Source organism: Paraglaciecola sp. (assembly GCF_039942875.1).
GTDB lineage: Bacteria > Pseudomonadota > Gammaproteobacteria > Enterobacterales > Alteromonadaceae > Paraglaciecola.
The window spans coordinates 320,707-345,990 of sequence record NZ_JBDVBQ010000026.1; the positions used below are offsets into that span (position 1 = coordinate 320,707).

The window sequence follows — 25,284 nt, forward strand, 5'->3', positions numbered from 1 at the left end:
CATTATGGCCTATCAAGATATTGAAAACGTAGTACTTGCCACAGGCAACCAAGGCAAAGTCAAAGAGCTAGCCAAGATGTTGTCTGGCTTGAATATTAAGGTGTTGCCTCAAAGTGAATTTGCGGTTGGTGACGTGGCCGAAACCGGCACGACTTTTGTAGAAAACGCCATAATTAAAGCGCGCCATGCAGCCAAAGTAACAGGCTTACCTGCAATAGCAGATGACTCTGGTTTAGCGGTAGACGCACTTGGCGGCGCACCAGGTGTATATTCAGCTCGTTACTCTGGCGACAATGCCACAGATCAAAGTAATATATTGAAATTGCTTGAAGCTATGGCTGATATGCCAGCAAACAAACGCCAAGCTAAATTTTTATGTGTACTCGTTTTTATGCGCCATGCAGATGACCCAACTCCGATTATTTGCCAAGGAGAATGGAGCGGTCACATCACCACCGAGCAAGGTGGTAAAAACGGCTTTGGTTATGACCCTATTTTTTGGGTACAAGAGCAAAACTGTACCTCTGCACAGCTTACCCCAGAACAAAAAAATGCACTTAGCCATAGAGGCAAAGCACTAAAACAGTTATTGGCCCAGCTACAGCAAAAAATAGGCTAGAGTATTGAGTTCGATACCGGTATTAAAATACCCCCCACTTTCTTTATATATTCATATTCCTTGGTGCGTGCAAAAATGCCCTTATTGTGACTTCAATTCACATGGACAAAAAGGGCAAGTATTGCCAGAAACTGAATACATCAGTCATTTACTGGATGATTTAGCCGAAGATGCAGTATTAGTGGGTGAACGTCCGATTCATAGTATTTTTATCGGTGGCGGTACCCCAAGTTTATTTTCTGCAAAGGGAATAGGCATATTACTCAAAGGCGTGAAAGAGAGAGTTAACCTGCTCCCTGATGCTGAAGTCACAATGGAAGCCAACCCCGGCACCATCGAAGCCCAGCGATTTGCAGATTATGTTTCTGCAGGTATAAATCGTATCTCCATTGGTATACAGAGCTTTCAACCAAGTAAGCTCAAAGCGCTCGGGCGAATTCACGATGAAAAACAAGCGCAAAATGCTGCAGTAATAGCAAAACAGGTAGGGCTTAATAGCTTTAATTTAGACTTAATGCACGGCTTACCCAAGCAATCTCTAGATGACGCCTTATTCGACCTAAGCACCGCCATTGAACAAAAGCCACCACACCTTTCATGGTACCAACTCACCATTGAACCCAACACTCAGTTTCATTCCAAGCCCCCTAAGCTGCCGGAAGATGAGCTACTATGGGATATTCAAGAAAAAGGGGATGCGCTGTTACAAGCAGCAGGGTTTCAACAATATGAAATATCCGCCTATAGCCAAGCTGGTCAACAATGCCAGCACAACCTTAACTATTGGCGCTTTGGTGATTACCTAGGTATTGGCTGTGGTGCTCATGGTAAAATAACTCAGCTTGAGAACAATCACATCATCCGTACTGTAAAAGTCAAACATCCGAAAGGCTATATGGACTTGACCCGCAGCTACACCTACGAATCGAGCGAGGTCACAAAAGAAGACTTACCTTTTGAATTTTTTATGAACCGATTTCGCTTAATAGAGCCATGCCCTAAACAAGACTTTATAGACTTTACAGGGCAAAACTTAGATAAAGTAACAGCAAATAACCTACAAAAAGCAATAGATAGTGGGTTACTTACAGATACGCCAGAACACTGGCAGGTCACTACTTTAGGTAGGCGTTATCTCAATACCCTGCTCGAAACTATGGTTTAAGGCTTACTATAACTGGAGTGTTCGACTTTTGAACGCGGCTTAATCATAGTTTGATAAATCACACCTTAATTGTTAGACATTTGTGATTTTTTTACGCATAAAAACCGTTAATCTGACATCTATTACAGTTAGTAGAGTGTGATTAAATGAGTTTCAAATGCAGTGCTATTTTACCTATCTTTTTTACTATTTTAGTTTACTCCTCAGCATCAAAAGGAATAGAGCTTGACCTCAAATCGGTACGCACCACATTATCCATTCCTAAAACCAGTCACTCTCTTATATTTGATGACCTATTAACCAACGATCAGAAAACCCTTTTTACATTGTCCCCTTTGCATAATGAACGAATAGGGGTGTATTTTGATATTAATGGCATTGAAATTGGCTATGCAGTCGATGCGTTCGACCAATCAACTGAAACAAAAACACAAGATTTATTATTTTCATATCGAAAATTTAAACATTCAAAAATTACCTTAAACTATCAAACTCTTGAAGGATTACAAAAAACAGCTAATGAACTCAATGGTAACCATACAGATGGACTTTTTAGCTCATTAACTAAATCCACAAAAATCGAACTGTTTGGGCAGCACAACTTGTATACCTTTGAAAATAAAACTTCCTTGTTCCAACACTTTTTTCTAAATAAGCCTCAGCTTAGTAATCAATTTGATTGGTCATTAAGTTTAGTAGGGGGCTGGTCGTTTAAGCATTTAACCCTTGAAAATGAAGAGAGCATCGTTTTTCAAGCCGAGTTTTTAAGATCGCCTGCACCTAAAGCCACAAAGCTAAAATCTAATTCTATCGGCGTAAATATAGGCCCCTTGGTTTCTTTTCATTTACCACATAACATCCACAGCTTTGTTGAATACAAAATAGGAAAAGGACATATTCGCAACGAAGACCCACGACTTGGGTTAAAAGACTCGGGCGATGAAAAAACAGAAGCACTAGGTGCTGGGATCTCTTGGACATCAAATGATAAAAAGTTATTACTCGTACTGAGAGCATGGCAACAAAAAGGTAGGCATATCGATACTTCTTTTGGAGACCTATCACTTATAAAATTTTTCTAAAAATGGTTACTCGTTCAGTTTTAAGTAAGCAAGATAATCAATCCCAACGAAAAATAGCAAAATATGAATGAACGTCATTAGTGTTGTTACCTAATACGGCTTAAGAATATTTCTGTATTCATATATGCATCCAATGCTAACGAAAAGGTTTCAATTGTTTTTATCTTACTTGATTTTGGGTATCTATTTGACACTAGGTAACAAGCATACTCGGGAGCTGGCACCGAAAGTTCCGAAATTTTAACTGAGTGCTGTTTTTCGAATATCCGCGCAATCCAAATTGGTACTATTGCCCATTTTTCTGTTAAATCAAACATGGTAAATAGTAAAGATACTGTATCCACACTGGAGTGTTCGTTTTGATCGTTTCCCCACCAGCTATTATGCCAAACATCGTAATCAGGTATGTAAGAAAATAGTATTTCATCAGAGGTTTTTAAAACATGGGGATGCACTTCCGTTGGGTATTTTGATGATATTGAAGATATTACTACCCCCCTTGACTTAAATAGCAGTTTGGCAATGGCATTGGGGGATTTTAATGAACTCATAGTGAACCCTATATCAGCCTCATAACGTTCAATTAAGTCATACACTGTTTTGGTCCAGTGTGAGCTAACATTGAGCGATATGACATTATCACTATTGATAAGGTCCTTATATAACCCTGAAAAAACGCAAGTGTTTAAGCTATCAACACTGGCTAGTGTTAAATTTACTTTAGACTCTTGTTTGGTCCAGAGTTTGGTTTCATTCCATAACGCCTTCCAGCGAGTCGCTATTTCAATAAACTCCTCACCTTTTAATGTCAGGCTGACAAACTTCTCACCTCGCGCTCTAATCAATAGCTCGCAGCCAAGCTTCTCTTCTAAATTTCTCACTCTGTGGCTAACGGCAGACTGAGAAATGCAAAGGTTTTGAGCGGCAGCTGAGAGGCTCTTCGTTTGAGTGATCATCAAAAAGGTTTCAATCTGCTCAACAGTCATAAATTCACCATAATGTTAAGCCACCCAATATATTAAAAATATTCATATATAAGGTCAGGTTAATTCATTATTTATATATTAACAATGGTGATAAATTAAAACTCATACATATTGATAAGTCAGCTGAGAGGTGAGCCTCTAAAGCAGAATTAAATCGGCAGCATGATTATTTAATAAGAAGTGTAACTATGATAAAGAAAAAAATGCAATTAAGTACAAAGGTCTTTATTGGTTTTGCCATCGGCATTTTGGCGGGCGTATTTTTCAAAGAACAAGCCATGCTTATAAAACCCATTGGCGACTTATTTTTAAACCTTATTAAAATGATAGTCGTCCCATTAGTGGCATTTTCTATCGCTAGCGGAATCTCCAACATGGGAGATATTGGCAAGTTAAAACGAGTCGGTAGTAAAACATTACTGTTTTATATCGTCACCACTGCTTTATCTGGAATGATTGGGCTAGCAGTTGCACATTTACTAGCGCCTGGAAATGGATTTGAAATGAGCCATATTTCAACGGAATCTGTCGAAATAAAAGAAATGGCGAGCTTCTCAGAAACAATTCTTAACATGGTACCTGTTAATCCTATACAAGCTCTTGCTGAGGGTAACTTAATGCAGATTATTGTATTTTCAGCTTTTTTTGGTGTGGGTATGACATTAATGGGTAAAAAAAGCGAACCAACGAAAAAGTTAGCGGATAACCTTACTGAGATAATGCTTAAAGTCACAGGCGTTATCATGACGTTTTCCCCTTATGGTGTTGCCGCATTAATAGCCGCATCAGTAGGAGAGTATGGCTTAGAGATATTTGGACCATTAGCGAAGTTTATTTTGGCTGATTATGTGGGCATGATATGTGTTGTTTTATTTTTATACGTCTTTATGTTGAAGTTCATCGCCAAGGTCAGCTTAAAAAAGTTCTTCAAACATATACCAGAAGTGTGGGCTGTCACAGCAAGTACCACCAGCAGCTCAGGCTCTCTGCCAGTCACCATGAAAGTAGCAGAAGATAAATTTGGTGTTAAAAGTGAATTGGCGGGTTTTTCTCTTCCTTTAGGTGCAACAATCAACATGAATGGCGCAGCAGTGTATTTTGCTGTTGGTATCATTTTTGTCGCTCAAATTTATGGTGTTGAAATGACACTATTTGAACAATTTATGACCATCATAATGGCTACGCTAATTTCAATTGGATCCCCAGGTATTCCTGGTGGTGGCATCGTTATGATGGTTATGCTACTCAATACTATGGGATTACCCGCTCACATTATTGGTTTGATTGCTGCCATCTACAGAATTATAGATATGGGCCACTCTACTCTGAATGTAACAGGAGACATGGTTTCAACACTATGTATCGCCCGCTTAGAAAACCTTTTCGAGGAGGGTACAGCCAATAACGCAATGAAGCCCAAGTAAATCAGCTTAGCCGTGGTATTGATGTCACTTTAGAAATTTAATCATATAAGAATACATAGACTGACTTTCAGATGAAAGTCAGTTGTAAGGACGTGAGTAATGAACAACAAGATAGAGCATGGTGAACTTTTTAGTGACCTCATGATAAAAGAAATCAAAGATAAATTTTATCATGTGGACATAGACCCTATTAGCAACAAAAGAAGGCTGTTTTTCGATAATTCAGGTGGCGCTTTTAGGTTAAAAGCAGCGAGCCATAGTTTTAAAAAATTAGACGACTTACCCGATTGCCCTGAACACAACAACGGTACTGCTAAATGGCTAATGGATAAACAAAAAGAGGGATATAAATCCATCGAAACTATTCTGAACAGCCACTCAGGAAGCATCGTCACATCACTTACTGCGTCAATGGTTATGTTTGATATGGTTAGAGCTGTCATGGAAAACATTCCAGGGGGCAACGTGGTTACCACTATGCTAGAACACCCATCAGCTTATGATGCTATGGTTTCGTATGCTCAGAAAACAGGTAAAGAATTAAGAGTAGCTAAAACAAACCCGTTAACTGGGGGGGTTGATGTAGACGAAATAGTAAAGCTAATTGACCAAGATACTTGTTTACTGACTTTTATGTATGCGTCTAATATCTCAGGCGCGTTGTTGGATGCGGAACAAATTGTTGCTCAAGCTCGAAAAATAAAGCCAAGTCTCTACATAGTAGCAGATGCTGTTCAGCATGCTCCCCATGGGATTATTGATGTCAGTAAGGTACCTGTCGACGGCATCAACTTCGCACCTTATAAATTTTTTGGTCCCAGAGGCTTTGGCGTTGGCTATGTATCTGAGAGATTGTCCAAAGTATCACACGATAAGTTAATTGCTAAACCTTATGATTACTGGCAACTAGGCAGTCCTGCCCCGGGGCATTTTGCCGCTATTACAGAAGTGTTTAATTATGTTTGTTGGATTGGTAAGCAATACATCTCATCAACCGACAATAGGACAGTTTTTGTTGAGGGTATGAATAGAATTAAGTTGCATGAAAGAGCACTAATGCACGCAATGCTTGAAGGAACATCGAATGTACAAGGAATTAGGCATATGGAAGGTGTTCATGCCTATTTAGACTGTAAAGACCTCACCCAAAAAGATTTTATAATGGCCATTGGCTTTGACAATCTAGACGATAAACAAGCGGTAGAAATGTATGAAGCCGCTGGGGTTATTACCTTTGAGCGCCTACTATCAAGCCCTTATTCATCGAGAATGCTTGAGTCGTTTGGCTTAAAGGGCTCTGTCAGAGTATCCCCTATTCACTGCCATAGCATTGAGGACATTGAAGCGTTTTTAAAAATAACAAAAAAACTCTGTAGTAAATATCCCGACTTAAAGCCAGACTGAGCTTATTCTATGCATCAATGTTCATAATCAAGTCAGGTGTTAAAGTTATAGAGTTGACACAAGTACCGGTAATCAAACAGAAAAATAAGAGCATTTGTATCTACTAGTTTATTTTGAAAAAACCAACATTATTATTTAGTTGTTCTGCCAAAGCATTGAGGGAAGATAACGCATGTTTGTTATTATCTAACGACTGCAACGATTCTTGAGACATTCCGTCTAACTCTCTCACAACATCGGCAACAACCACTATTCGTTCAGCTTGCTCCATTGCAGATGCGGCATTAACACCAGCATTGGATAGTAATTGGGTAGCATGTTGTTCAATCTCTTGGAGTAAATCCATCGCTTTTAATGTTCGGTTTTTTCCTTCTTCTACATGGGGTAAAGTATCTTGCATAGATACAACCGCTTGGGCCGTTTCTTTTTGAACTTGGTCAACTGTACTCGCAATTTCAGCCGTGGCTTCACTGGTTCTAAGTGCTAGCTGTCTAACTTCATCAGCAACAACTGCAAAACCTCTACCAGACTCTCCTGCCCTAGCCGCTTCAATAGCAGCATTTAGTGCTAGTAAATTGGTTTGATCGGATACGCCATTAATCACACTAGTGATCCCACCAATTTGATTCGCCAACTCTTCTAAGTTACTTATCTGTTTTACCGTTTTACTGACCTCAATCGTTACTTTCTCCATAGTTTTAGCACTTTGGTTGATTGCGTCTAAACCATTAACCGCTCTATCAAGCATACCTTCAGCGTTCTCTTTGTTTTGTGTTGCTCTAACAGACACTTGCGCTACATTAGACTTCATTTCAGTCAAGTTTTCAGTGGTTCGTGAAGTCAAAATTTGCTGTCGTTTTGCAGCTTCGAATATTTGCTCTGAACCTGTCGCTACAGAATTTGCTTGCTGATGCAGATCGTCAGACGCTTGGATTATATTTGTGACAATAGTCTTTAATTTACCCTGCATTCGAGCCATAGACGACAGCATACTCGTGCTGTGAGATGTTGCTATAGCTTTAGTTAACTCACCCTCTGATATAGTATTTAAAGCCTGAGCTGCATAAGTTGGCTCTCCTCCCAGAGAACAATACAAGCTATTTTTGATAGCAAGTCCTACAATCAAGCCGATAACAATTGCTACCGCACTCAGTACCAGCATAATCGCTTGAAAGCCATCAGCATGATCACTAGCAATAATCGTCGCAGCTTGAATTTGAGTCTCTTGGTAATCTATAAACTGATTAATTGCCCCGAGCCAATCAATAAAAGCTAACCTTGCATCATCTAAGACTAAATCACGTAATTCAGACTCTTGAGGACTTCCTTTTTTATTAATAATCTCTTGTACAATATATTTTGCTTTAGTTTGAGCTTGCTTAATATTAGCTAAAATACTTTCTTCTTGAGGGCCAAAATAAACACCTTCAGCAAGCATAGCTTGCATACTTTTATCTGACTCTAGATAAAAAGATTCTAATTGACGTATTTCATTAAGAAATGTTGATAACTCAGCTTGGTTTCGGCTTTGCACAAGATCACGGATAGCTATCGCTCTATCATGAACACTTCCTCTAAAATTAATGGCATAACGCTGTTTCAAAGAATCTACATTTTTGATGGAAGCGAGAGCTGTATCAATGTAATGCACTTTAAATACACCAATAATGGTAAGCAGCACTATCATTAATAGCACCAAACCAAACCCGACAGTTAACCTGCCTGTGACAGACAAGCGATTGATAAAATTCATATTATATTTCCAGTATTGAAGAGAAGTGAAATGGTGAATCTGTAGTAGAAAGTCTTACTGTTGTTTTTATTTCAAGTAGATGCACAAACCTAAATTTAATATCGACCAGCAGGGTTAAATATATGAACGTATTTAATATAAAACGTAGCGTGTGACGCAGTACTCTTTATAAAACATGCTATAAGTTGTGGTGTACGAAATTAATAGACTAAGAGCACGAAATACATGCCTGATGTGAAAAGATGCGATGAGTACAAACATATGAGTGAGTGAAGCTTATGCTCTATAAATGCAGTACCTACAAAAAACCTCCATTACTTGTCGTAAATCCCATCCCCAGTAATCAACACATCATAGGGTTGTAACTCAGGAATAGATGCCCGTAAGCTATCTTCCAAGTAATCTAGCTTTTTGAATTTATGACAAAACCATTTAGCTTTGAGTTTTAACGTCTCAACTTTAGGGCCAACCGTTTGCTCTATGTCTTCCCCCATTCCTTCAAGGTTGCGTACAATCTCTTCAATTTTTTCTTCAGAGGTTTGACCGCTGGCAACCAAACCACCAATGGCGGATAAAATCCCCCCTACTGAGGTACTAATGGCATTTTCTATTTGCTCTTCTAACTCTCTATCAACCAAATCGTTTACTTGCTCTAGCTTTCCTGGCCCCATGTAAAACGTATCATTAGAGCGGATAAACTTTTCTTTAACGCTGACTTGCACACGTTCTAAAGATTTTTGTAATTTTTTCTGGCTTTTATCATCTTTTACTAAGCCACCGTAAACTTGCTCTATGGTATCTATAGCTAACTCTACCCCTTCATTTGCGAGCAAAATCATCTTAGGTACGACCTTGTGAATACCACGAGAAAGCTTGCCTAGATCTTCCTCTTGCTCAGATGTGAGTTCAATCCAGTTACCACGCACAAAAAGTTGTGCCGGCTCATTTACCTGATACATGACTCTACCATGTTCACCCAGTACTCTTATTTGTGTGTCGGTCACCACTACTCCATAGTTGAGAGACACCTCGCAACTATCACCAGCATGTGAGTTAACACTTAAAAAAAGCAGTAATGTAAAAACAAGAAAACGCATTCTATTCCAATAAAAATGACTACGTGGTCAGTTTGCCTTCTAAAAAATAAAATGCAATACAGGATAAGATAAGACAGATAAAACGTAGGTTAATCTGCAGTTCGTACTAGACGCGTAAATACAGTTAAATTTTTATCTTTTAAGGCATTGCTGCTATTAAAAAAGGCAATAACCCAAGCCCGTTGAGGATCAACCACAGAAGGGGTTGAGGTCCAATAATCATCAGAATAGGTATTGGGAAAAAACAATTCATTAATGGCTGGGCGTACACAACTTCGTTCAGTCAAACTCGCTAACTCTTTCATATTGGGTAAACGCCACCCTAAGGTATCGGCAAATTCATATCCATGCGCTGTTAATAAGGCTTCTTGCCAAGTGAGCTCTAAGCCATCACCTGTGCACGTTTCGTTTTCCCAGGTTTGTCCAATACTGCAGCGCATCCAAATCAATCCTAAATCTTCATCTGTTGCTGTGCCGTCACCGTTATCGGTAAATTCAGTCTCTTGAGCCGTACTATCAAAATCACTTAAGCAAGTTTGCGCGGTAGCCAAACAAGGGAATAGAAATACTAATACTAGTAGGGTTTTCATCTTACCTCCCCGCTCTTACAAGGCGAATACGAGCAGCTGTAGATTTAAGTAAAAAGTTATCATTTCCAGAAGCAAAATCTATAGCCCATGAGGCATGAGCTTCGGTACCAGACATACCATCAGCACTCGATTCTGTGGTCCAATACCAGACCTCTGTGCCTAATGACTCTGTAGTGTTAGGGAAATACTCAGTATCTACCATTTGTCCATCATCTTTACCGTAGTGAACGATGGATAACAATTCATCGTGGGTAGGTAATCGCCAATCCCTAAAATTACAAAGGCCGGCTTCATTAACCTCTTCTACATATTCAGTAGTATTACAATTAGTACTAGAGCAACTGGTCTCATCAACTGATTCTTCTCCTGAATAATCGCCATCATCTTCAATTTGATACCAGTTATAACTGTGATTACTACTGTGTAAGTCTGTTTCGGTAACGGCAGTTTTAACTTCCCAAATTAACCCAGTGATATTATCTCTAACACAGCGCCAACCTAGACTTATATCATCTACTTCATCACCAATTTCATCTAACGCTGTAAAATCAAACCCCTGTTGACCTCGCCCCGCCTTCGTTGAGATATCGTTACTATTAATGATATCTTGACCTCTTTGGCCATCTTGCCCAGGATAATCTGCTTGGTGTCCTGTAGCGACTGTGGTACTTGTCGCCTGTAAAATCACCCCCGTATCGTTCAGGGGCTGGATAGGCAGCGGTAAGATGTTTACGGTAATACTATCTTTAACGAAATTAGCAACTGCATCTTCTACTTCCAGAGTAAAAGTTAAGGTGAGCTTTTCGGTAACTAATGGCGCAATAGCAAACGTTTGTATGCTACTTGCACTATCTATGTACACACTATCTAAGGTATCGCTAACCCAATTTATAACAAGGGGGGTAGACGAATCGACTGTGGTATTTGCTAAGCCATTTAATACAATGGACTCTCCAGAAAACACCTCGTGATCAAGCCCCGCATCTGCAGTGGGCAGGGTTTGCTGTATACTTTGAATATTTAATGTAATGGTTTCAGTATCTTCAGCCCCTTCATCATCGGTCACAGTTAAAGCAAATGTAATTGTATTTGCGTCCGCTAAAATAGGGGTGTTAAAAGTTAAGGTATCCCCTAATGTACTTATGTTATCAAGCACAGACTCTCCGGCAGTTTGTTGCCATGAGTATGCCGCGATAGGGTTCGATTCATCCGCTGTATCTGGGTCATCACTTTCTGACCCATCTAACACTATGTTGTAACCCGCAGGAAATACATTTGAGTTGAAATCGTCAATTGTTACCACTTCTATATATGCAGTTGGTAAAACATTAACTGGATTTATAAGATACTCCACTGTGTCTGAGCCACTGTTACCTTCGCCATCAGTAACAGTTAATGTGAAGGTATAGCTAACAACTTCAGTGGTTATTGGAGCGGTAAATATAGCGGTTGCAACCGTAGTATCAGCATGTGTGATATCTAAACTAGGCGCTACACTCCAAGAAAATGTTAGCGCGTCAGTTTCTCCTGAACCTTGTCCCGTTAATGTAACCTCGGTTTGCTCACTTACAGACTGGTCGGCACCAGCGTTAACTAAGACGCTACCAATAGCCGAATTACTCCCACCTGAGCCACCAGAACACCCCTGAAAAATAGCGATTCCAAAAAACAAAACAATAAAATTTCGAACAGACTTCATAGGGGCATTTATTAATCTAAAAATATTCATAAACATTGCGTATGCACTATATATACCAGCCCCAATGATACTCAAAAATGCCTATACTAAGCACCGAAGAAGTAAAAAAATAAGGGTAAAACAATTGCCGTTACTAAACCATTTATACACAAAGCTAGACTTGAATACACCCCAGCTTTTTGGCTTAACTGTAAAGCATGGGAGGTACCTATTGCATGGGCAATAGTGCCAAGTACTAATCCTTGGGCTCTTTGGTCATTGTTATCAGTAAGTTTAAAGATCAGCCTACTCAGCAACACGCCCATTAAACCAGTAATAATCACTATGGCAGCCGCCAATTCTGGTACACCGCCAATAAGGTTAGCAGTATCAATCGCTAGTGGCGTAGTTATCGACTTGGTAAGACTAGAAAGTTTGATATCAGTGGAGAACTCTCCAAGACTCATAATTAATATCGTAAAAACTGGTGCCAATATACCACCACACAACACCACCCAAAAACCACGCCATCCTGCTGCGATTAAGTACTGCAATTGTTGATAAACAGGGACGGCTAATGCCACTGTAATAGGACCTAATAGCCACCCCATAGGGCTAGAGTACAAGGCGTAGTCGGCAAAGCTTGTATTGCTAGCAATGCATAACCCAGCCACCATTAAAGCTGCGATGACAATAGGATGAAACATTAAGTTATTTTTAGAAAACCTAAAAATATATAAAGCACACATATAAGCTATGAATGTGATGAAAACCCACATCCCAGACTCTAAATATGGCCAACTTTGACTATCAAGCATTGTTATCTGAATCTGTATTCGCTTTATCTAGGGATTTATCTTTAGGTAAAAGCCGTCTACCTAACCAAGACGTAATTACCATACTTAAAAATGTACTAAGCAAAATCGCCAAAAGAAATAGCCACAACTCTTGTTGTAAGGTTTTAACATACACCCAAGCAGCAATAATTGGAGGGATAAAAAACAAAGAAAAATGGCGAAGTAAAAATTGACATAAATCAAATAAAGCTTCAGGTACATGACCTAAAAATGTCAGTACAGCAAATAACACCAACAAACCTAATAATGCTGGAGGCAATGCAATAATTAAACTTAGGCCATATCCCACTAACCAAGACAATAAAAGGGCTACACAAGATAATGTTAACTTCAACACTGCCACTCCCTCAAATTTAATCAACCAGTAAAAATCAAATTTACTATTTAGCTGAAGTTTTAATATCTTCCATATGATATTTGTCAATCAGGGAATACAAGGTTGGACGGGTCACCCCCAACAACTCTGCCGTTTTTGACATATTATGCTCAGCAACTTGATAAGCATTTCTAATGGCGCGGCTTTCGGCGTGCTCTCTGACTTCTCGTAAATTTAAGGAGTCGATAGTCGGTTCTTCATCTTTAACAAATAAACTTAGATCATCAGCTTGAATATGCGTACCTTCAGCCATAATTACCGACGACTTTAATTTATTTTGTAACTCGCGAATATTGCCTGGCCACTTATGTTGTTTCATGGCTTTGATAGCTGAATCACTGAATCCTTTCAACTTAGTTTTAAACTCTTCGTTATATTGAGTTAAAAAGGTTTTAGCCAACAAGATCACGTCATTATCCCGTTCTCTAAGTGGTGGAATAAGTATGCTAATTTCACCTATTCTGTAAAACAGATCTTCTCGAAAGGTCTCTTCAGCTACCATAGTTTGTACATCTCTATGAGTGGCACAAATAACCCGAATATTCACTGGAATTTCTGATCTTCCACCAACTCGCTCAATGACACGCTCTTGCAAAAAACGTAACATTTTAGCTTGCAAACCAATGGGCATGTCACCTATTTCGTCTAAAAATAAGGTGCCATTTTGCGCTGACTCAATTTTACCAGGCGTAGTTTTATTTGCCCCGGTAAAAGCCCCTTTTTCATAACCAAACAATTCACTTTCTAGCAAGTTTTCAGGTATCGAGGCACAGTTAATGGCAATAAAAGGCTTATCTTTACGTAAGCTGTGCTCATGAATACTGCGAGCAAACACTTCTTTACCTGTACCACTTTCACCCAGTAACAGGGTACTAATATCTGTTTGTGCAATACGTTCTGCTTTTTTGCTAGCGGCTAAAATTCCTTCACTTTGTCCTATGATTCTATCCATAGCGGGGGCGACTTGGGCAAGGTGCTTGTTTTCCATTTCAAGGTTAAACAAATTTAGAGCACGGCCTACTAATATTTGAATCGTGTCAGAATCAATAGGCTTTTGATAGAAGTCGTAGGCCCCTAAACTAATCGCTTTTAAGGCATTTTTTTTGTCGTTATTTCCGGTAACCACGATGACTTTTGTATACGGCGCTAAAGCTAAAATTTCTTCTAGTGTGGCTAATCCTTCACTGGCATTACTCGGGTCTGGGGGTAAGCCCAAATCTAATGTGACAACCTTAGGTTCAAAACGTCTTAATTGCGCAATGGCTGAGGTTCGGTCTTCAGCAAACACCACATCATAGCCTGAAAAGCTCCATTTTAGCTGCTTTTGGATACCTAAGTCGTCATCTACCACAAGTATCTTATCCATGTGTCTTACCCTTTTTTGTCTTAATTCGTTGGAATACGTAGCGTAAATGTCGTGCCTACATTTAGCTCACTGTCTACGAGTAACTGCCCGCCTAATTTATCCAGGTAAGCTTTGGCGTCAAACGCTCCAATGCCCATCCCTGCATTTCCTTTGGTTGTATCAAATGGTTTAAACAACCTAGTTCTAATAAAATTCTCGCTCATCCCTGAACCAGTATCAATAATTTTAATCAACATGTAGCGCTCATCTGCCGAGATTTCAATCACCACCTCTACGGTACCATTATCGTCGGTAGCTTGCTGAGCATTACTGATTAAGTGATACATTACATTACTAAATTTGTCGTTATCTAACACTACAGGTTTTTCATTATCGACCTTTATGCAAGGTGTAGGTAAATAGGCTGCACATTTTTTTTCAATTACATCACCTATAGATTCTGACAAAAAGATTAAACTCTCACCGCTTTCTTTGGGGGTATTTTTCTCAGTCAGTTGCCTTAACATTTTATCCATTCTGGCTTTGGTATGGTGCAAGGTTTCAAAGGTGTCATCAATAAACTCTGGGTTATCTTTATGCTGTTCTGCATTACATAAAATCAAATCAATCTGCGCTAACACATTTTTTAAATCGTGAACGACAAATGCCGACATTCGGCTAAAGGCTGCAAATTGGGCATTTTCAGCCAGCTCTTCCGCCGCTTGGTGATGAAACAAGTAATTTGAAACTTGCGCGGTCACAGCTTTCAAATAGTCCCTGAGCTCCCAGTTGAGTTTTATTGCTGTGCTCTGAGAACCTAAAAGCGTCGCCATTCCCCATAACTCATCTCCATTATAAATAGGGATTACAAGCTGGAAAGATACATTATTCAATAAAGCATGATTAATTCTAAGACCTTCATATACAAAAGGTTTAGTTCTTAATTCCTCTATATCTACTATCCAATTTTTAGATTTAAAAAACGTGCAAAATATATCTAAGACTTGCTCTTCTTCTGTGGTCAAACTAGGATGCTTGATATTCGCAAGTAATTTCAAATTGCCGTGTTTTACTTGAATAAAACAGCCACTTTGATAATCGATCGCCTCAATTAACCCTTTAAGTGCCGTTGCATGGATATTGCCATCGGCACTTTCTCCGCTAAGAGAGTGGGTCAATTCTAACCATTCTTGTCGATAATCGAATTGATTGGCGAAAAAATGCTTGGTGATAAACACTTTAATACGTGTTTTAAATCTAAGGGATAAAAATAATGTCGCTAATAATCCAAGTGATAAAGCGATAAGAATTATTTGTATGGTAGAGCCCCACTCAACTCCCATATATTTAACTACGTAACCAATCATAGCCATTACAAACAGGTAGCCACCAGCAACCATTAATAAGGTACTATGCATTACCACTTCACGGGATATATAAATTTCAACCCCCCAGTTTTTAACCCGCCTTATAGCTAAGATCAAAAATGGAATCAAAGCCACATGTATGTAACCTCGAGCAGCAATATAGTTGATATGTATTTGGTCCACCATAAGGGCATTAGCAAAGGTAACAAAGTCAAACACGCTTATAACCGCTAAATACAATATCAATGGCTTAATCGCCCAACCATTATCACCAGATTGCCGAAAAATCACCTCTAACAATATTAAAAATTGTAAAGGGATCATGGTTTGTAATAAAAACTGCCAGGTCGCTTTTTCTAACCCGATATAAGGAAGGAATAAGGCGAGTATAGGAAGGATTAAGATAAACCAGGTTTCTTTACGAGCTAAAACGTCGCCTATATTGGTAAAGTTATCTTTTAAACATGAAGCTAAAAACAACAGCCATATAATATTTTTTATGTTATCAAAAAATAAAAGGCTTTCCAGAGACATAGGGGAGATAACAAAAGGCGTTACGGACCACAAAAAAGTGGTTAACGTCGCTAAAATCAATAAATATTTAGCCAACCCCGACTTTCTTACAGTTAATAACAACAATAATAAAAACGCGTAACCTGCACTACTTAGCGCGTATCCAATTGTTGCTACCATCTAAATTCTCACTCTTTTTCAGCTACTCTATGTAAACTCTGACACTAACACCCTAGCTTGTCTCATCACTTTTTTCGCAATACTAGACTACCAATGGAATAACCTGCCCCAAAAGAACATAACAAACCCACATCTCCAGATTGAAGGTCTTGGTGGTGTAAATGAAATGCGATTATTGACCCGGCGGAAGCCGCGTTGGCAAAGGTATCCAAAACAATTGGAGCTTCTTCTGGAGAAGGCTGTCTGTCTAATAATTTTCGGGTTATGAAGGTATTCATATTAATATTAGCCTGATGCAACCACCATCTTGACACTTGAGTCGAACTTAAGTCATGTCGCTGTAAATGCTCAGAAATATGCTCAACCGCCATTGGGCAGACGTCTTTGAACACTTTACGCCCTTCTTGGTGAAATAGCTTATCTGCCGCAAAAGGGTCTGCATCATTTACTCTACTAATATAGCCGAAGTTAGAGCGAATATTATTAGAAAACTGAGTCACGGCTTTAGTGCTTAGAATTTCATAAACATGGTCTGAAGTTGCGGTATCAGCACTTTCTACCACCATAGCTGTCGCTACGTCTCCGAAAATAAAGTGGCTGTCACGGTCGCAATAGTTAATTTGTGGCGATATCATTTCAGGGTTTATCAACAGCACTGATTTAGCGGTACCTGCAGCAATCATTTCGTAGGCACGGTGTAATGCAAATGTCGCTGCTGAGCACGCGACTAACATATCAAACCCAAACCCTTTAATACCTAAAGCTTCTTGTACTTCAATGGCAACGGCTGGGTAAGAGCGTTGGGTGTAGGCACAAGAAACGATTACGGCATCAATATCTTCAGGTTTTTTATTAGCAGATTTTAAGGCATCTTTAGCGGCATAAATGGCAATTTCAGCTTGATCAGAAAGTTCCTCGTCAGCTCTTTCAGGAATATTAGGTCGCATTCGGTTTATATCTAATACGCCATCCTTTACATAAACATAACGACTACGAATACCAGATGCCTTTTCGATAAATTCTGCGCTTGAAAAGGGTTTTGCGGTGATTTCACCCTTTTCAATCGCTTCTTGGTTTTGTTCGTTGAACTGAGTTGCATAGGCGTTATATGCCGAAACCAGTTCTTCGTTTGAAATACTATGAGCAGGTTTCCATAAACCAGAACCACTAATTACTACTGAAGATGTCATGCAAGATCCTAACAAAAAAACAATACAAGCCAGTGTTGGCTAAGATCCTGTTAGCTTAGCGGTTTGTTACCTAAATGTCATGACTTTACCCTAGCTGAATTTATACCTGTTAAAATAAGTAAGTATTCACAGATGTTAATAGCTGTTCCTTGTTTATGCTGCCTTTAACACAAGACCTAACGTCTTTGTGCTTGAAAACATACACTTTATCGTGAGCACTAATCACACTATCATCTTCAGCTTGTATAAAGTCAGTTAATAAAAATGAGATGTTTTCGTCAAGAGGCAAAGATTTGAGCCCTGCACCATAACTGCATAACATATCACCTATTGTATCTTCAAAAACAGCCAAGGCCTCAGTATATAATTTTTTCTTAGCTGCACTACGAATGGCCATTTCCTTTTTATGCTCAGCTTCTAGTTCACTGCGGTAGGCTTCTAACTCTTGGGCTTTCTGTTGAACTTTGATAAACACTTTATCCAATTTCGCTAACTCTTTTTCTAACTCTTTTTTGCGTTCACCATCTGCATTACGTTTTTCAAACTCTAGGTCACGCATGTTACGCTCGTACTCTCTTTTCTCCCAGGCAAGCTCTCGTTTTTCTTCACTCAGGTCTCGTAAGTTATCACGCATATCATGGTCATAATCATCATCATGCTGTATAAATTTTTCAACCATGGCCTCTATCTCACTTGTATCAATAAAGTGATTTTCAGCTGAACTACCCGGAGCTAATGGTGCCATAGGGATATTATCAATTAGTCCCTGTAAATCGAAACCGAAAAAGTTGCCACCGTGTCTGCCTCCATCAATTTCAAATACCGCACCTTGTTCGGCCAAATAAAATACCGAATCTGCATGAAAACGGATGTTGTTATTGCTACTTTGTTGTTTCAAAGAAGCCCGCAAAATATTCAACATAATGCCTACTTCGTTGCGAAGCTGCTTCTTAGCGCTATCACCAGATGCTCCCACTGCCTGCAATGGCATAGTAGTCACTACACTTAACGCCATTGCCACTAGTGTATTTTTAATAGATAAAGTCATTTTCGTATCCTCACTCATTAATCTCACCAATATCCGACTTCATCGGTATGGCATAAATATCTTGCTGTAACTTGTTCAGCTGACGGGCATAAAACAACTGATCGTCACCTCTTTGTTCATTTACATGTTTTATCAAGTCCACAAAGTCTTCTCGACGCTCCTTACGACTTGCACTTAATAAATATTGGGTTAGCTGAGTACTGGCATCGAGTTGTTGTTGCTGTAAGTTTTTAGTGTATTGATTTAATGCCAGCTGCTGAGTTTTTTGAAATTCAAACATTTTTTCGTTGACTAAAGTTTCAACTTCTTGACTACTGGGTTTAGCTGCAAAGCTAATGGTTACAGCACCTTCATCTAGACGTATCTGTAAGCCAGTTAACACCATAACTATTGCGCAACATGAGGTGACAAAAGACAAGCTAGCCAAGCCCTGCCATTGCCACCATTTTGTGGTTTGAATTTCCTCAAAGGTTGAATCCCTATCCCAATTAGGAACCTCAGTAGATTGGTAATGTTCAGACGCCATAATAAATGAATTAGCTCCTGAAACTCTCTCTGAAAATTCATCATCATTCAGGCATAGTGCTTCAAAGTCGAGTACCTGTTGGCCAGATAAGTCTCCTTCTAACCACAGCGAAAATAAATCATCTTTACTCAACCCAGAGTGTTGTTTATGCATAATCAACCTCCATAATTTGTTTTAGTTTCCCCAAAGCCCCATACAAACGAGACTTAGCGGTATTTGCTGAAATCCCAGTTTGCTCAGCAATTTCATCAAAGGTAAATTGTCCAAAAAACTTCAACTCTACAACAGCCTTTTGCGCCAAAGGTAATTGCTGCATTGCATTAATGAGCTGTCTATTTTCTTGATGACAATGTATTGCATCAGCCGCACTGATTTCTTCACTCTCCACTTCTGGTACATCATCTAGGCCTTGCATTGGCTTTTTACGTCGATAAAACTCAATACATCTGAAATGGGCAATACGATATAACCAACTCTTGAAGCTCCCTTCATTTCGATAATTTGATAAATTTCGAAATACAGAAACAAACACCTCTTGCATTAAGTCCAAGGCATCTTCATTTTTACCCGTCATACGCATACCATAGTGATAAATTTGTTTTTCATAACGCTTCAACAAAGTTAACCAAGCTTTTTTATTACCCTGCAAAGCCCTTGCTATTAACTGTTCGTCGCTCTTTTCAAACACTATTTTTAGTTCCTAAAGTGAAGGGGTATTCCCTATTCATAAACTAAGTCGAGATGACCCGAATAAAAGTTTATATTTTTAAGAAATAATCCGTTAAGTTAGAAATTGCTTACAAAGAAACATTCAAAACAGTGGAGGTTTGAATCTATATTGCAGTCAACTTAATCTGACAGTAGAACGGCTATCGCGTTAACGTTGGAACAGGTGTAAGAGGAGCAATTAAGCCAGCTAAATGCCTAAATAATCTGACACGAGTAGTGCCCTTTCGCCATACTAAGCCAATTTCTCTGTAAGCCTTATCTTCCGATGGCATAGAGACTAAAGGAGAACCGTTCAAAATATTATTTTGAATGGCCAACTCTGGCATAAAGGTAAAACCCAACTTACTTTTAGCAAGCTGAGCTAAGGTATACAAACTACTTGCAGTTAATGAACTCACTTGCTCTTTGTGTTGCAACCCACAGGCACTTACTGCATGGCCTGTCATACAATGTTCTTGCTGCAGTAAAAACACGCTTTCTTTGGGGAGTTTAGAAACGTCAAGTGGGGTTGGCAAAGACCCAACTAAATCTTGATGAGCAATTAAATGGAATGGGTCATGTCCTAAAACAAGTTGTTTGCAGCCAGGTGTTTCCATAGGCAAAGCCAGTATTAATAGATCTAAGGCCCCTTCATTAAGTTGTGTCAATAAATTTGCGGTGGTGTCTTCTTGGAGTTGTAAATTAATGTCTGGTAAATGTTCTTTAACACTATCGATAATGCCTTCAAACGTAAATGGCGCTATAGTGGGGATGACACCCAACTTAAGATTACCTGCCTGCCAATTACCAGCACTTTGCGCAAAGTCCACCAATTCGTGCACATCTGCCAATAACACTTTAGCTCTCCCCACCAGCTCTAGGCCGAAAGGTGTAAAGACGAAGGTTTTATGCTCACGCTCTAAAAGTTGGGAGCCAAACTGCTCTTCCAAATTTTGAATAGCAGTACTAAGGGTAGACTGGCTCACATTGCAGTGCTTTGCCGCTCGATTAAAATGTTGCTCTTGATATAACGTGACTAAATAGTGGAGATGTTTAAGGTTGGGCCATTTCATTTCATTTTTCATCAATAAAAGCGATTAGTATGTATCACTTTATAATGAAATGGCTATGATTAAAAACCCCACAATTAAAGAGCCTAATTTATGACTAAGGTTTTTAATACACACTTTGGCCGCAAAACTGAGTATACGGCATGAATTTGCCTCTCTGGTACTTTAAAATTCTCGTTGCACAAAGCTATAAGCTTGGTTGGATTGAACTATAGTATCAGTCACTTGGGTTACTGTATTTTCAATGGTTTCTTGCTCTGCATCACTAAACAAAAAGCCACTAATGTTCTCATAAATAGACTTTCCAGAGAATGACTCAATGGCCAAATCGACTGCTGAATATGCAAGACCTATAGGCCCGCCAAAAGCGTAACCACCCACCAATTCTGATAAAGGTGATATATCGTGCTCAACTTCGCTTTGATAAACATCTGAAACAAGGGGCACATGATTCAATATATTGACCGAATCAAATACATCTGCAAAGGCAAGCCCATCTTCACCGGTTAAATAATTCGATACATCATCAATAGACCCCCAAGTATGACTAAGGGAATCAAGTTCTTCAGCTCCTTCAACTATGTTGGTGGCTTCGCTAACTAGCGATGAAGCACTCTCAGTAGCGCTACTGAATAAACTTGCTTGTAGACTGCTCAATAAAGATGATTGCATATCGGCAATTGAAGATAATGACGAGAGTTGTGATACACCGTCTCCTAGCACGTTTGAAAGTCCCATGGCTGACATCAAGCTTTGTTGAATACTATCAATAGTCGACTCAGCATCCAGCAGTGCATTACTGGATTCACTATTATCACCGTCTCCTTGAAACATTGTAAAAAGTCCACTAAACCCTTGATTTAAATTGTCATTTTCATTTATTTCAGAGGTGTCAGTTTCCGTTGTTTGGCGAGAAGTATCTGTGCCCCACAGGTTTTGGAAGGTATCAATAATAGTCATAGCAAATAGGCCTCATATTTCACCTGTCGATATTGCAGGATCGAAGTTTAAGCCTACCAAGCGAAATTTGGACCAAGTTATCATTTGAAATAAGGAAGAAATAAGGAAGAAATATGGAAGAAATATGGAAGAAATGTGGATAGCTCAAATCCACTTGTAATGTAAAAAAATCTTCAGTAATTTGGCCCCAAGAATTTGGTTGTGAGAGGCAATTCTAAAATTAAAGTATGTAGTTATCGAAAGATAGCCTTGGGATAAAATTGCCATATGAGAAACCAAATTGTTCTGCCGTTTATGATGATTGCTATTTGTGCTTGCACACAAACACCATCAGTTGAACAACAAGTAGTAGAAGAAATCCATACCAACCCAGAAGTTAGCCAAAGAGCTATCAGTAACTCAGATAATGAAGTCAAACCAAATGAACCCGGTTTTCGACCGGTACGAACCGAACAAGTTGATTCGATTCATGTGCCCAACGGCTCTTTATTTCATGCCGAAAACGCTTCAAGTTTGTACAAACTTCATAAAAACTATCGCGTAGGCGATATGATATTAGTGCAGCTTACTGAGTCTACAACGTCAAAAAAATCACTTGATTACTCATCTGACAAAAGCAGTAATTTTGATTTAGGGCCGCTAAGTGTTAATGCTGGCCCAATTAGCATCGACGAAGGCGATGTTGCCATCGAGCATAGCCAAGATAGTGACTTTGATTCTTCATCTGAATCAAAGCAGTCAAATTCATTAAATGGCGATATTACCGTGTATGTTATGGAAATACTCCCTAATCGTAACCTCATAGTAGGTGGTGAAAAGTGGATTACCCTAAACTCAGGTGAAGAATATGTGCGCTTTTCTGGAGAAGTCCGAACCACTGATATTGATGCATCAAACACTATCATCTCGTCCAAGGTAGGTAATGCACGCATAGAATACAGTGGCAAAGGAAAACTACATAAGAATCAAGAGGACTCGGTGTTAGACAAACTATTCACTGTATTCAAATAAGGGGCCGCTTAAGATGCACTCCACACTATCAAGGGCGCTAATAGCCCTTCTATTTCTATCTATCTCCAAAACTACCTTAGCTAATTGGCAGCAAGGCGAAGCCAGTGTTGCCATTGAAGGTGCCGACTTAACCGATGTTCGTGTGCAAGCCATTAAAAATGCAGTAGCCGACGCCTCTTTTAAAAATGGTAGCTTTATAGCTGCTGAAGACGTGGTGTTAGATGGTCTACTCGTTAGTAGCAAGTCTGTGATTACTACTCAAGGCCAAATTCAACGAGTTGAAGTGGTCAGTGAAACAGTCACCGATAACACTTTAACAGTCTCCGTAAAAGTAAATTTCACTCCTTTGTTCGATTGCGCCCATGATGGTTATAACCGCTCTATGTTGGTAGCGCAATTTCAAGTTTTAAAACCACAGCAAGCTAAATACGGTGGTATCTTTGATTTAGGCAAACAAATTAGTAAACGTTTTGAGCGGCAGCTCTCCGTTGAGCACAGCAGCCCCAAGGTTTTATTAATAGACAAAGCCTTCACCGACGTGCACTCCTATGACAAAATCGATCTGCAAGAGATCACTGAAAAAGCAATTTTCATGACCAGAGAATATGGTCGACAATTTGTGCTTTTTGGATTCATTCGCGACATTAGCTTGTTTGAACAAGTCACAGAAGAGCTGTTATCAGACGATGTGGCATTGCGCCGTAACTTTACGGTACAAGTGTATCTGTTAGATGCTTATCGACACAACATCATCTATAAAGAAACCTACCACAGTGAAGCTAACTGGGAATACAGTAGTGATTACAGTGTGGATACCAATAACAGTCTGTTTTGGCGCAGTGATTATGGCCGTGTTGTGCTAAACACTATTAATAATGCGGTTTCAGACGTGTCTAATTTACTACAATGTGAGCGAAGCTTTGCCCAAATAATCAATACTGAACAACAGCAATTGACAATTAATATGGGAAGTGAAAACGGCATTAAAAAAGGCGATAAGTTTACTCTATACAAAAAGCGTTTACCTATTGGCGTTAATGGAATAAGCCACTCTACTTTAAGGTCTTACCCAAATGTCGAGCTAGAAGTAAAGCAAGTTGATAGCAGTAGTTCTGTTTTAGATATGTACAATCCAGATCAATTTATCAACGCTGAGTTGTTAGACTTGGTAAGCCCTATCCGTTAATTTAAATATAAAGTCCAGACCAAGAGTCATAACCTTTTAAACAAAGGTTACACCTAGCCAGCTTACTTTTCATACTAGTAGCTAGTAGACACACAAATTAAACCTACTAAGAAGATAAACTAGCGATATGTGATTATGTTGAGGTTTAGTTTGACTATCACAATAAACCACTAAATTATGATAGCCATTAATTTGCAGATAAATAAAAGGACGTGCTAAGCAGAGTATAGTTTTATTACTTTCAGGCTCCTCTTATACGTATGCAAATATTTTAATTATTTTGCTTACGTAAAAAATCTCGAATAAACATACGGATCTCTCTAGCCGCACTTGTATCTAGCTCGTCACATAATTCAACAAACGCATCACGTTCTTCTTTTTTTATTCGAATAATCAGCTGACTATTCTTTTTGTTTTCTTGGTCTTTCTTATTTGATTCTTTTTTATCTATTGATTTAGTCATGAAAAAACTGCTTTTAGGTAGGGGAGTTTAGATAGCAACTCGCTATTAAATGTATCTTAATTGTATATACATAAGAAATCACTTATACCGGACGTTTATTACAGATTTATGACAATTATGAAATATAGTTGACTTCAAACTCCCAATGTATATACTTTGGATATACCTAGGAAATACATTGTCACTACATTATTATTTTTCCATGGTATTTTCTAACAATTCCGGAGGAAATATGAAAAAATTATTAACACTAGTATCCATATTGTCAGTTACTTGGAACGTCAATGCTATCACCTTAAATGCTGCTGATTTAGCTGCTTCGGATACTCAAATTGTTGCCGTAGAACAAGTAGTACCAAACTACCCAAATGCACAGTTACTTAACAAGCGTTCTGGTAAGGTCACCCTTACCTATGATTTAAACAAGCAAGGTGAGCCAGTTAATATCGCCGTAGTTGAAAACAGTGGCCCTAAGCAGTTTGTACATACATCAATGAAAGCCCTAAAGAAATCTCGCTTTCAACCTATAGAGTTAAATTCTCAGGCAGTAGCCGTTCAAGGTCTGATGTTACAGTATGATTATGATTTTAAATCTGATGTGGATACTTCAATTACTGATCTTATTGCACTTAGCAGATAAGCAATAATTAAAAATTGAACCAAAAAAAACCTGCATTAAGCAGGTT

General features: G+C 39.0%; 24 protein-coding genes. 8 read left to right on the top strand and 16 right to left on the bottom strand.

Annotation, left to right across the window (positions count from 1 at the left end; translation table 11 throughout):
* The first annotated feature begins 4 nt into the window (after positions 1–4).
* The 3 genes from ABJE44_RS09830 (at position 5) to ABJE44_RS09840 (ending at position 2,866) form a co-directional block, all read left to right on the top strand.
* Complete coding sequence (locus ABJE44_RS09830; RefSeq protein WP_348111865.1) at positions 5–619, top strand: XTP/dITP diphosphatase; 615 nt, start codon at positions 5–7, stop codon at positions 617–619.
* A 4-nt stretch (positions 620–623) separates the two neighbouring features.
* Positions 624–1,784: a radical SAM family heme chaperone HemW gene (hemW, locus tag ABJE44_RS09835; protein ID WP_348111866.1), complete on the top strand. Its 1,161-nt coding sequence runs from the start codon at positions 624–626 to the stop codon at positions 1,782–1,784.
* A 146-nt stretch (positions 1,785–1,930) separates the two neighbouring features.
* The gene (locus ABJE44_RS09840; protein ID WP_348111867.1) at positions 1,931–2,866 is read left to right on the top strand and encodes a hypothetical protein; all 936 of its coding nucleotides are present in this window, start codon (positions 1,931–1,933) and stop codon (positions 2,864–2,866) included.
* A gap of 86 nt (positions 2,867–2,952) precedes the next feature.
* Here the strand turns inward: ABJE44_RS09840 and ABJE44_RS09845 are convergent, their stop codons facing one another.
* Entirely contained in the window at positions 2,953–3,852 is a 900-nt protein-coding gene (locus ABJE44_RS09845; RefSeq protein ID WP_348111868.1) for a LysR family transcriptional regulator, read from the bottom strand.
* A gap of 203 nt (positions 3,853–4,055) precedes the next feature.
* Here ABJE44_RS09845 and ABJE44_RS09850 point away from each other — a divergent pair, with 203 nt between their 5' ends.
* Positions 4,056–5,276 (top strand): dicarboxylate/amino acid:cation symporter, encoded by a 1,221-nt coding sequence (locus ABJE44_RS09850; protein WP_348111869.1) that lies wholly within the window; start codon positions 4,056–4,058, stop codon positions 5,274–5,276.
* A gap of 99 nt (positions 5,277–5,375) precedes the next feature.
* Positions 5,376–6,680, top strand: coding sequence for an aminotransferase class V-fold PLP-dependent enzyme (locus ABJE44_RS09855; protein ID WP_348111870.1), 1,305 nt, complete (start codon positions 5,376–5,378; stop codon positions 6,678–6,680).
* Positions 6,681–6,783: 103 nt separating this feature from the next.
* Here the strand turns inward: ABJE44_RS09855 and ABJE44_RS09860 are convergent, their stop codons facing one another.
* The 14 genes from ABJE44_RS09860 to ABJE44_RS09925 form a co-directional block, all read right to left on the bottom strand.
* Positions 6,784–8,433 carry a methyl-accepting chemotaxis protein gene (locus ABJE44_RS09860; RefSeq protein ID WP_348111871.1) on the bottom strand — a complete coding sequence of 550 codons (1,650 nt, stop codon included), beginning with the start codon at positions 8,431–8,433 and terminating at the stop codon, positions 6,784–6,786.
* A 314-nt stretch (positions 8,434–8,747) separates the two neighbouring features.
* On the bottom strand, positions 8,748–9,530 hold the full coding sequence (locus ABJE44_RS09865) for a YggN family protein (RefSeq protein WP_348111872.1): 783 nt from the start codon (positions 9,528–9,530) through the stop codon (positions 8,748–8,750).
* 89 nt (positions 9,531–9,619) lie between these two features.
* Positions 9,620–10,120 carry a DUF1566 domain-containing protein gene (locus tag ABJE44_RS09870; RefSeq protein WP_348111873.1) on the bottom strand — a complete coding sequence of 167 codons (501 nt, stop codon included), beginning with the start codon at positions 10,118–10,120 and terminating at the stop codon, positions 9,620–9,622.
* Between the two features lies 1 nt (position 10,121).
* Positions 10,122–11,849, bottom strand: a complete 1,728-nt coding sequence (locus ABJE44_RS09875) for a DUF1566 domain-containing protein (protein ID WP_348111874.1) — start codon at positions 11,847–11,849, stop codon at positions 10,122–10,124.
* Positions 11,850–11,905: 56 nt separating this feature from the next.
* Positions 11,906–12,616: an LrgB family protein gene (locus tag ABJE44_RS09880; RefSeq protein WP_348111875.1), complete on the bottom strand. Its 711-nt coding sequence runs from the start codon at positions 12,614–12,616 to the stop codon at positions 11,906–11,908.
* Complete coding sequence (locus ABJE44_RS09885) at positions 12,609–12,992, bottom strand: CidA/LrgA family protein (protein WP_348111876.1); 384 nt, start codon at positions 12,990–12,992, stop codon at positions 12,609–12,611. The genes ABJE44_RS09880 and ABJE44_RS09885 overlap by 8 nt, the downstream gene beginning before the upstream one ends.
* A gap of 43 nt (positions 12,993–13,035) precedes the next feature.
* Positions 13,036–14,397, bottom strand: coding sequence for a PEP-CTERM-box response regulator transcription factor (prsR, locus tag ABJE44_RS09890; protein ID WP_348111877.1), 1,362 nt, complete (start codon positions 14,395–14,397; stop codon positions 13,036–13,038).
* A 20-nt stretch (positions 14,398–14,417) separates the two neighbouring features.
* Positions 14,418–16,436 (bottom strand): XrtA/PEP-CTERM system histidine kinase PrsK, encoded by a 2,019-nt coding sequence (gene prsK / locus ABJE44_RS09895; protein WP_348111878.1) that lies wholly within the window; start codon positions 16,434–16,436, stop codon positions 14,418–14,420.
* 65 nt (positions 16,437–16,501) lie between these two features.
* Positions 16,502–17,626 carry a beta-ketoacyl-ACP synthase III gene (locus ABJE44_RS09900; protein WP_348111879.1) on the bottom strand — a complete coding sequence of 375 codons (1,125 nt, stop codon included), beginning with the start codon at positions 17,624–17,626 and terminating at the stop codon, positions 16,502–16,504.
* A gap of 109 nt (positions 17,627–17,735) precedes the next feature.
* Positions 17,736–18,692 carry a hypothetical protein gene (locus tag ABJE44_RS09905; RefSeq protein ID WP_348111881.1) on the bottom strand — a complete coding sequence of 319 codons (957 nt, stop codon included), beginning with the start codon at positions 18,690–18,692 and terminating at the stop codon, positions 17,736–17,738.
* Complete coding sequence (locus tag ABJE44_RS09910; RefSeq protein ID WP_348111882.1) at positions 18,685–19,353, bottom strand: hypothetical protein; 669 nt, start codon at positions 19,351–19,353, stop codon at positions 18,685–18,687. Before ABJE44_RS09910 ends, ABJE44_RS09905 begins: the two co-directional genes overlap by 8 nt.
* Entirely contained in the window at positions 19,346–19,888 is a 543-nt protein-coding gene (locus ABJE44_RS09915) for a sigma-70 family RNA polymerase sigma factor (protein ID WP_133468367.1), read from the bottom strand. Before ABJE44_RS09915 ends, ABJE44_RS09910 begins: the two co-directional genes overlap by 8 nt.
* A 181-nt stretch (positions 19,889–20,069) precedes the next feature.
* Positions 20,070–20,981 carry a hydrogen peroxide-inducible genes activator gene (locus ABJE44_RS09920; RefSeq protein ID WP_348111883.1) on the bottom strand — a complete coding sequence of 304 codons (912 nt, stop codon included), beginning with the start codon at positions 20,979–20,981 and terminating at the stop codon, positions 20,070–20,072.
* Positions 20,982–21,143: 162 nt separating this feature from the next.
* A complete protein-coding gene (locus ABJE44_RS09925; RefSeq protein WP_348111884.1) occupies positions 21,144–21,938 on the bottom strand; it encodes a hypothetical protein in 795 nt (264 codons plus the stop codon).
* 267 nt (positions 21,939–22,205) lie between these two features.
* On the opposite strand from ABJE44_RS09925, the gene ABJE44_RS09930 reads away from it, so the two are divergent.
* Both ABJE44_RS09930 and ABJE44_RS09935 read left to right on the top strand, forming a co-directional pair.
* The gene (locus ABJE44_RS09930; protein WP_348111885.1) at positions 22,206–22,949 is read left to right on the top strand and encodes a flagellar basal body L-ring protein FlgH; all 744 of its coding nucleotides are present in this window, start codon (positions 22,206–22,208) and stop codon (positions 22,947–22,949) included.
* 13 nt (positions 22,950–22,962) lie between these two features.
* Entirely contained in the window at positions 22,963–24,135 is a 1,173-nt protein-coding gene (locus tag ABJE44_RS09935) for a flagellar assembly protein T N-terminal domain-containing protein (protein WP_348111886.1), read from the top strand.
* 271 nt (positions 24,136–24,406) lie between these two features.
* Here the strand turns inward: ABJE44_RS09935 and ABJE44_RS09940 are convergent, their stop codons facing one another.
* A complete protein-coding gene (locus ABJE44_RS09940) occupies positions 24,407–24,598 on the bottom strand; it encodes a hypothetical protein (RefSeq protein ID WP_348111887.1) in 192 nt (63 codons plus the stop codon).
* Between the two features lie 232 nt (positions 24,599–24,830).
* Between ABJE44_RS09940 and ABJE44_RS09945 the strand changes: the two genes are divergently transcribed.
* Positions 24,831–25,238: an energy transducer TonB gene (locus ABJE44_RS09945; protein WP_348111888.1), complete on the top strand. Its 408-nt coding sequence runs from the start codon at positions 24,831–24,833 to the stop codon at positions 25,236–25,238.
* Positions 25,239–25,284 lie beyond the last annotated feature (46 nt).

Bases quoted from the DNA above. Each gene is read 5' to 3' on its own strand.
- ABJE44_RS09930 (WP_348111885.1), top strand. From the start codon at position 22,206: ATGAGAAACCAAATTGTTCTGCCGTTTATGATGATTGCTATTTGTGCT.
- prsR (WP_348111877.1), bottom strand. From the start codon at position 14,397: ATGGATAAGATACTTGTGGTAGATGACGACTTAGGTATCCAAAAGCAG.
- ABJE44_RS09855 (WP_348111870.1), top strand. From the start codon at position 5,376: ATGAACAACAAGATAGAGCATGGTGAACTTTTTAGTGACCTCATGATA.
- ABJE44_RS09940 (WP_348111887.1), bottom strand. From the start codon at position 24,598: ATGACTAAATCAATAGATAAAAAAGAATCAAATAAGAAAGACCAAGAA.
- ABJE44_RS09900 (WP_348111879.1), bottom strand. From the start codon at position 17,626: ATGACATCTTCAGTAGTAATTAGTGGTTCTGGTTTATGGAAACCTGCT.
- prsK (WP_348111878.1), bottom strand. From the start codon at position 16,436: ATGGTAGCAACAATTGGATACGCGCTAAGTAGTGCAGGTTACGCGTTT.
- ABJE44_RS09830 (WP_348111865.1), top strand. From the start codon at position 5: ATGGCCTATCAAGATATTGAAAACGTAGTACTTGCCACAGGCAACCAA.
- ABJE44_RS09925 (WP_348111884.1), bottom strand. From the start codon at position 21,938: ATGACTATTATTGATACCTTCCAAAACCTGTGGGGCACAGATACTTCT.
- ABJE44_RS09905 (WP_348111881.1), bottom strand. From the start codon at position 18,692: ATGAGTGAGGATACGAAAATGACTTTATCTATTAAAAATACACTAGTG.
- ABJE44_RS09875 (WP_348111874.1), bottom strand. From the start codon at position 11,849: ATGAATATTTTTAGATTAATAAATGCCCCTATGAAGTCTGTTCGAAAT.
- ABJE44_RS09840 (WP_348111867.1), top strand. From the start codon at position 1,931: ATGAGTTTCAAATGCAGTGCTATTTTACCTATCTTTTTTACTATTTTA.
- ABJE44_RS09850 (WP_348111869.1), top strand. From the start codon at position 4,056: ATGCAATTAAGTACAAAGGTCTTTATTGGTTTTGCCATCGGCATTTTG.
- ABJE44_RS09910 (WP_348111882.1), bottom strand. From the start codon at position 19,353: ATGCATAAACAACACTCTGGGTTGAGTAAAGATGATTTATTTTCGCTG.
- ABJE44_RS09920 (WP_348111883.1), bottom strand. From the start codon at position 20,981: ATGAAATGGCCCAACCTTAAACATCTCCACTATTTAGTCACGTTATAT.
- ABJE44_RS09945 (WP_348111888.1), top strand. From the start codon at position 24,831: ATGAAAAAATTATTAACACTAGTATCCATATTGTCAGTTACTTGGAAC.
- ABJE44_RS09865 (WP_348111872.1), bottom strand. From the start codon at position 9,530: ATGCGTTTTCTTGTTTTTACATTACTGCTTTTTTTAAGTGTTAACTCA.
- ABJE44_RS09860 (WP_348111871.1), bottom strand. From the start codon at position 8,433: ATGAATTTTATCAATCGCTTGTCTGTCACAGGCAGGTTAACTGTCGGG.
- ABJE44_RS09935 (WP_348111886.1), top strand. From the start codon at position 22,963: ATGCACTCCACACTATCAAGGGCGCTAATAGCCCTTCTATTTCTATCT.
- ABJE44_RS09870 (WP_348111873.1), bottom strand. From the start codon at position 10,120: ATGAAAACCCTACTAGTATTAGTATTTCTATTCCCTTGTTTGGCTACC.
- ABJE44_RS09845 (WP_348111868.1), bottom strand. From the start codon at position 3,852: ATGACTGTTGAGCAGATTGAAACCTTTTTGATGATCACTCAAACGAAG.
- ABJE44_RS09880 (WP_348111875.1), bottom strand. From the start codon at position 12,616: ATGCTTGATAGTCAAAGTTGGCCATATTTAGAGTCTGGGATGTGGGTT.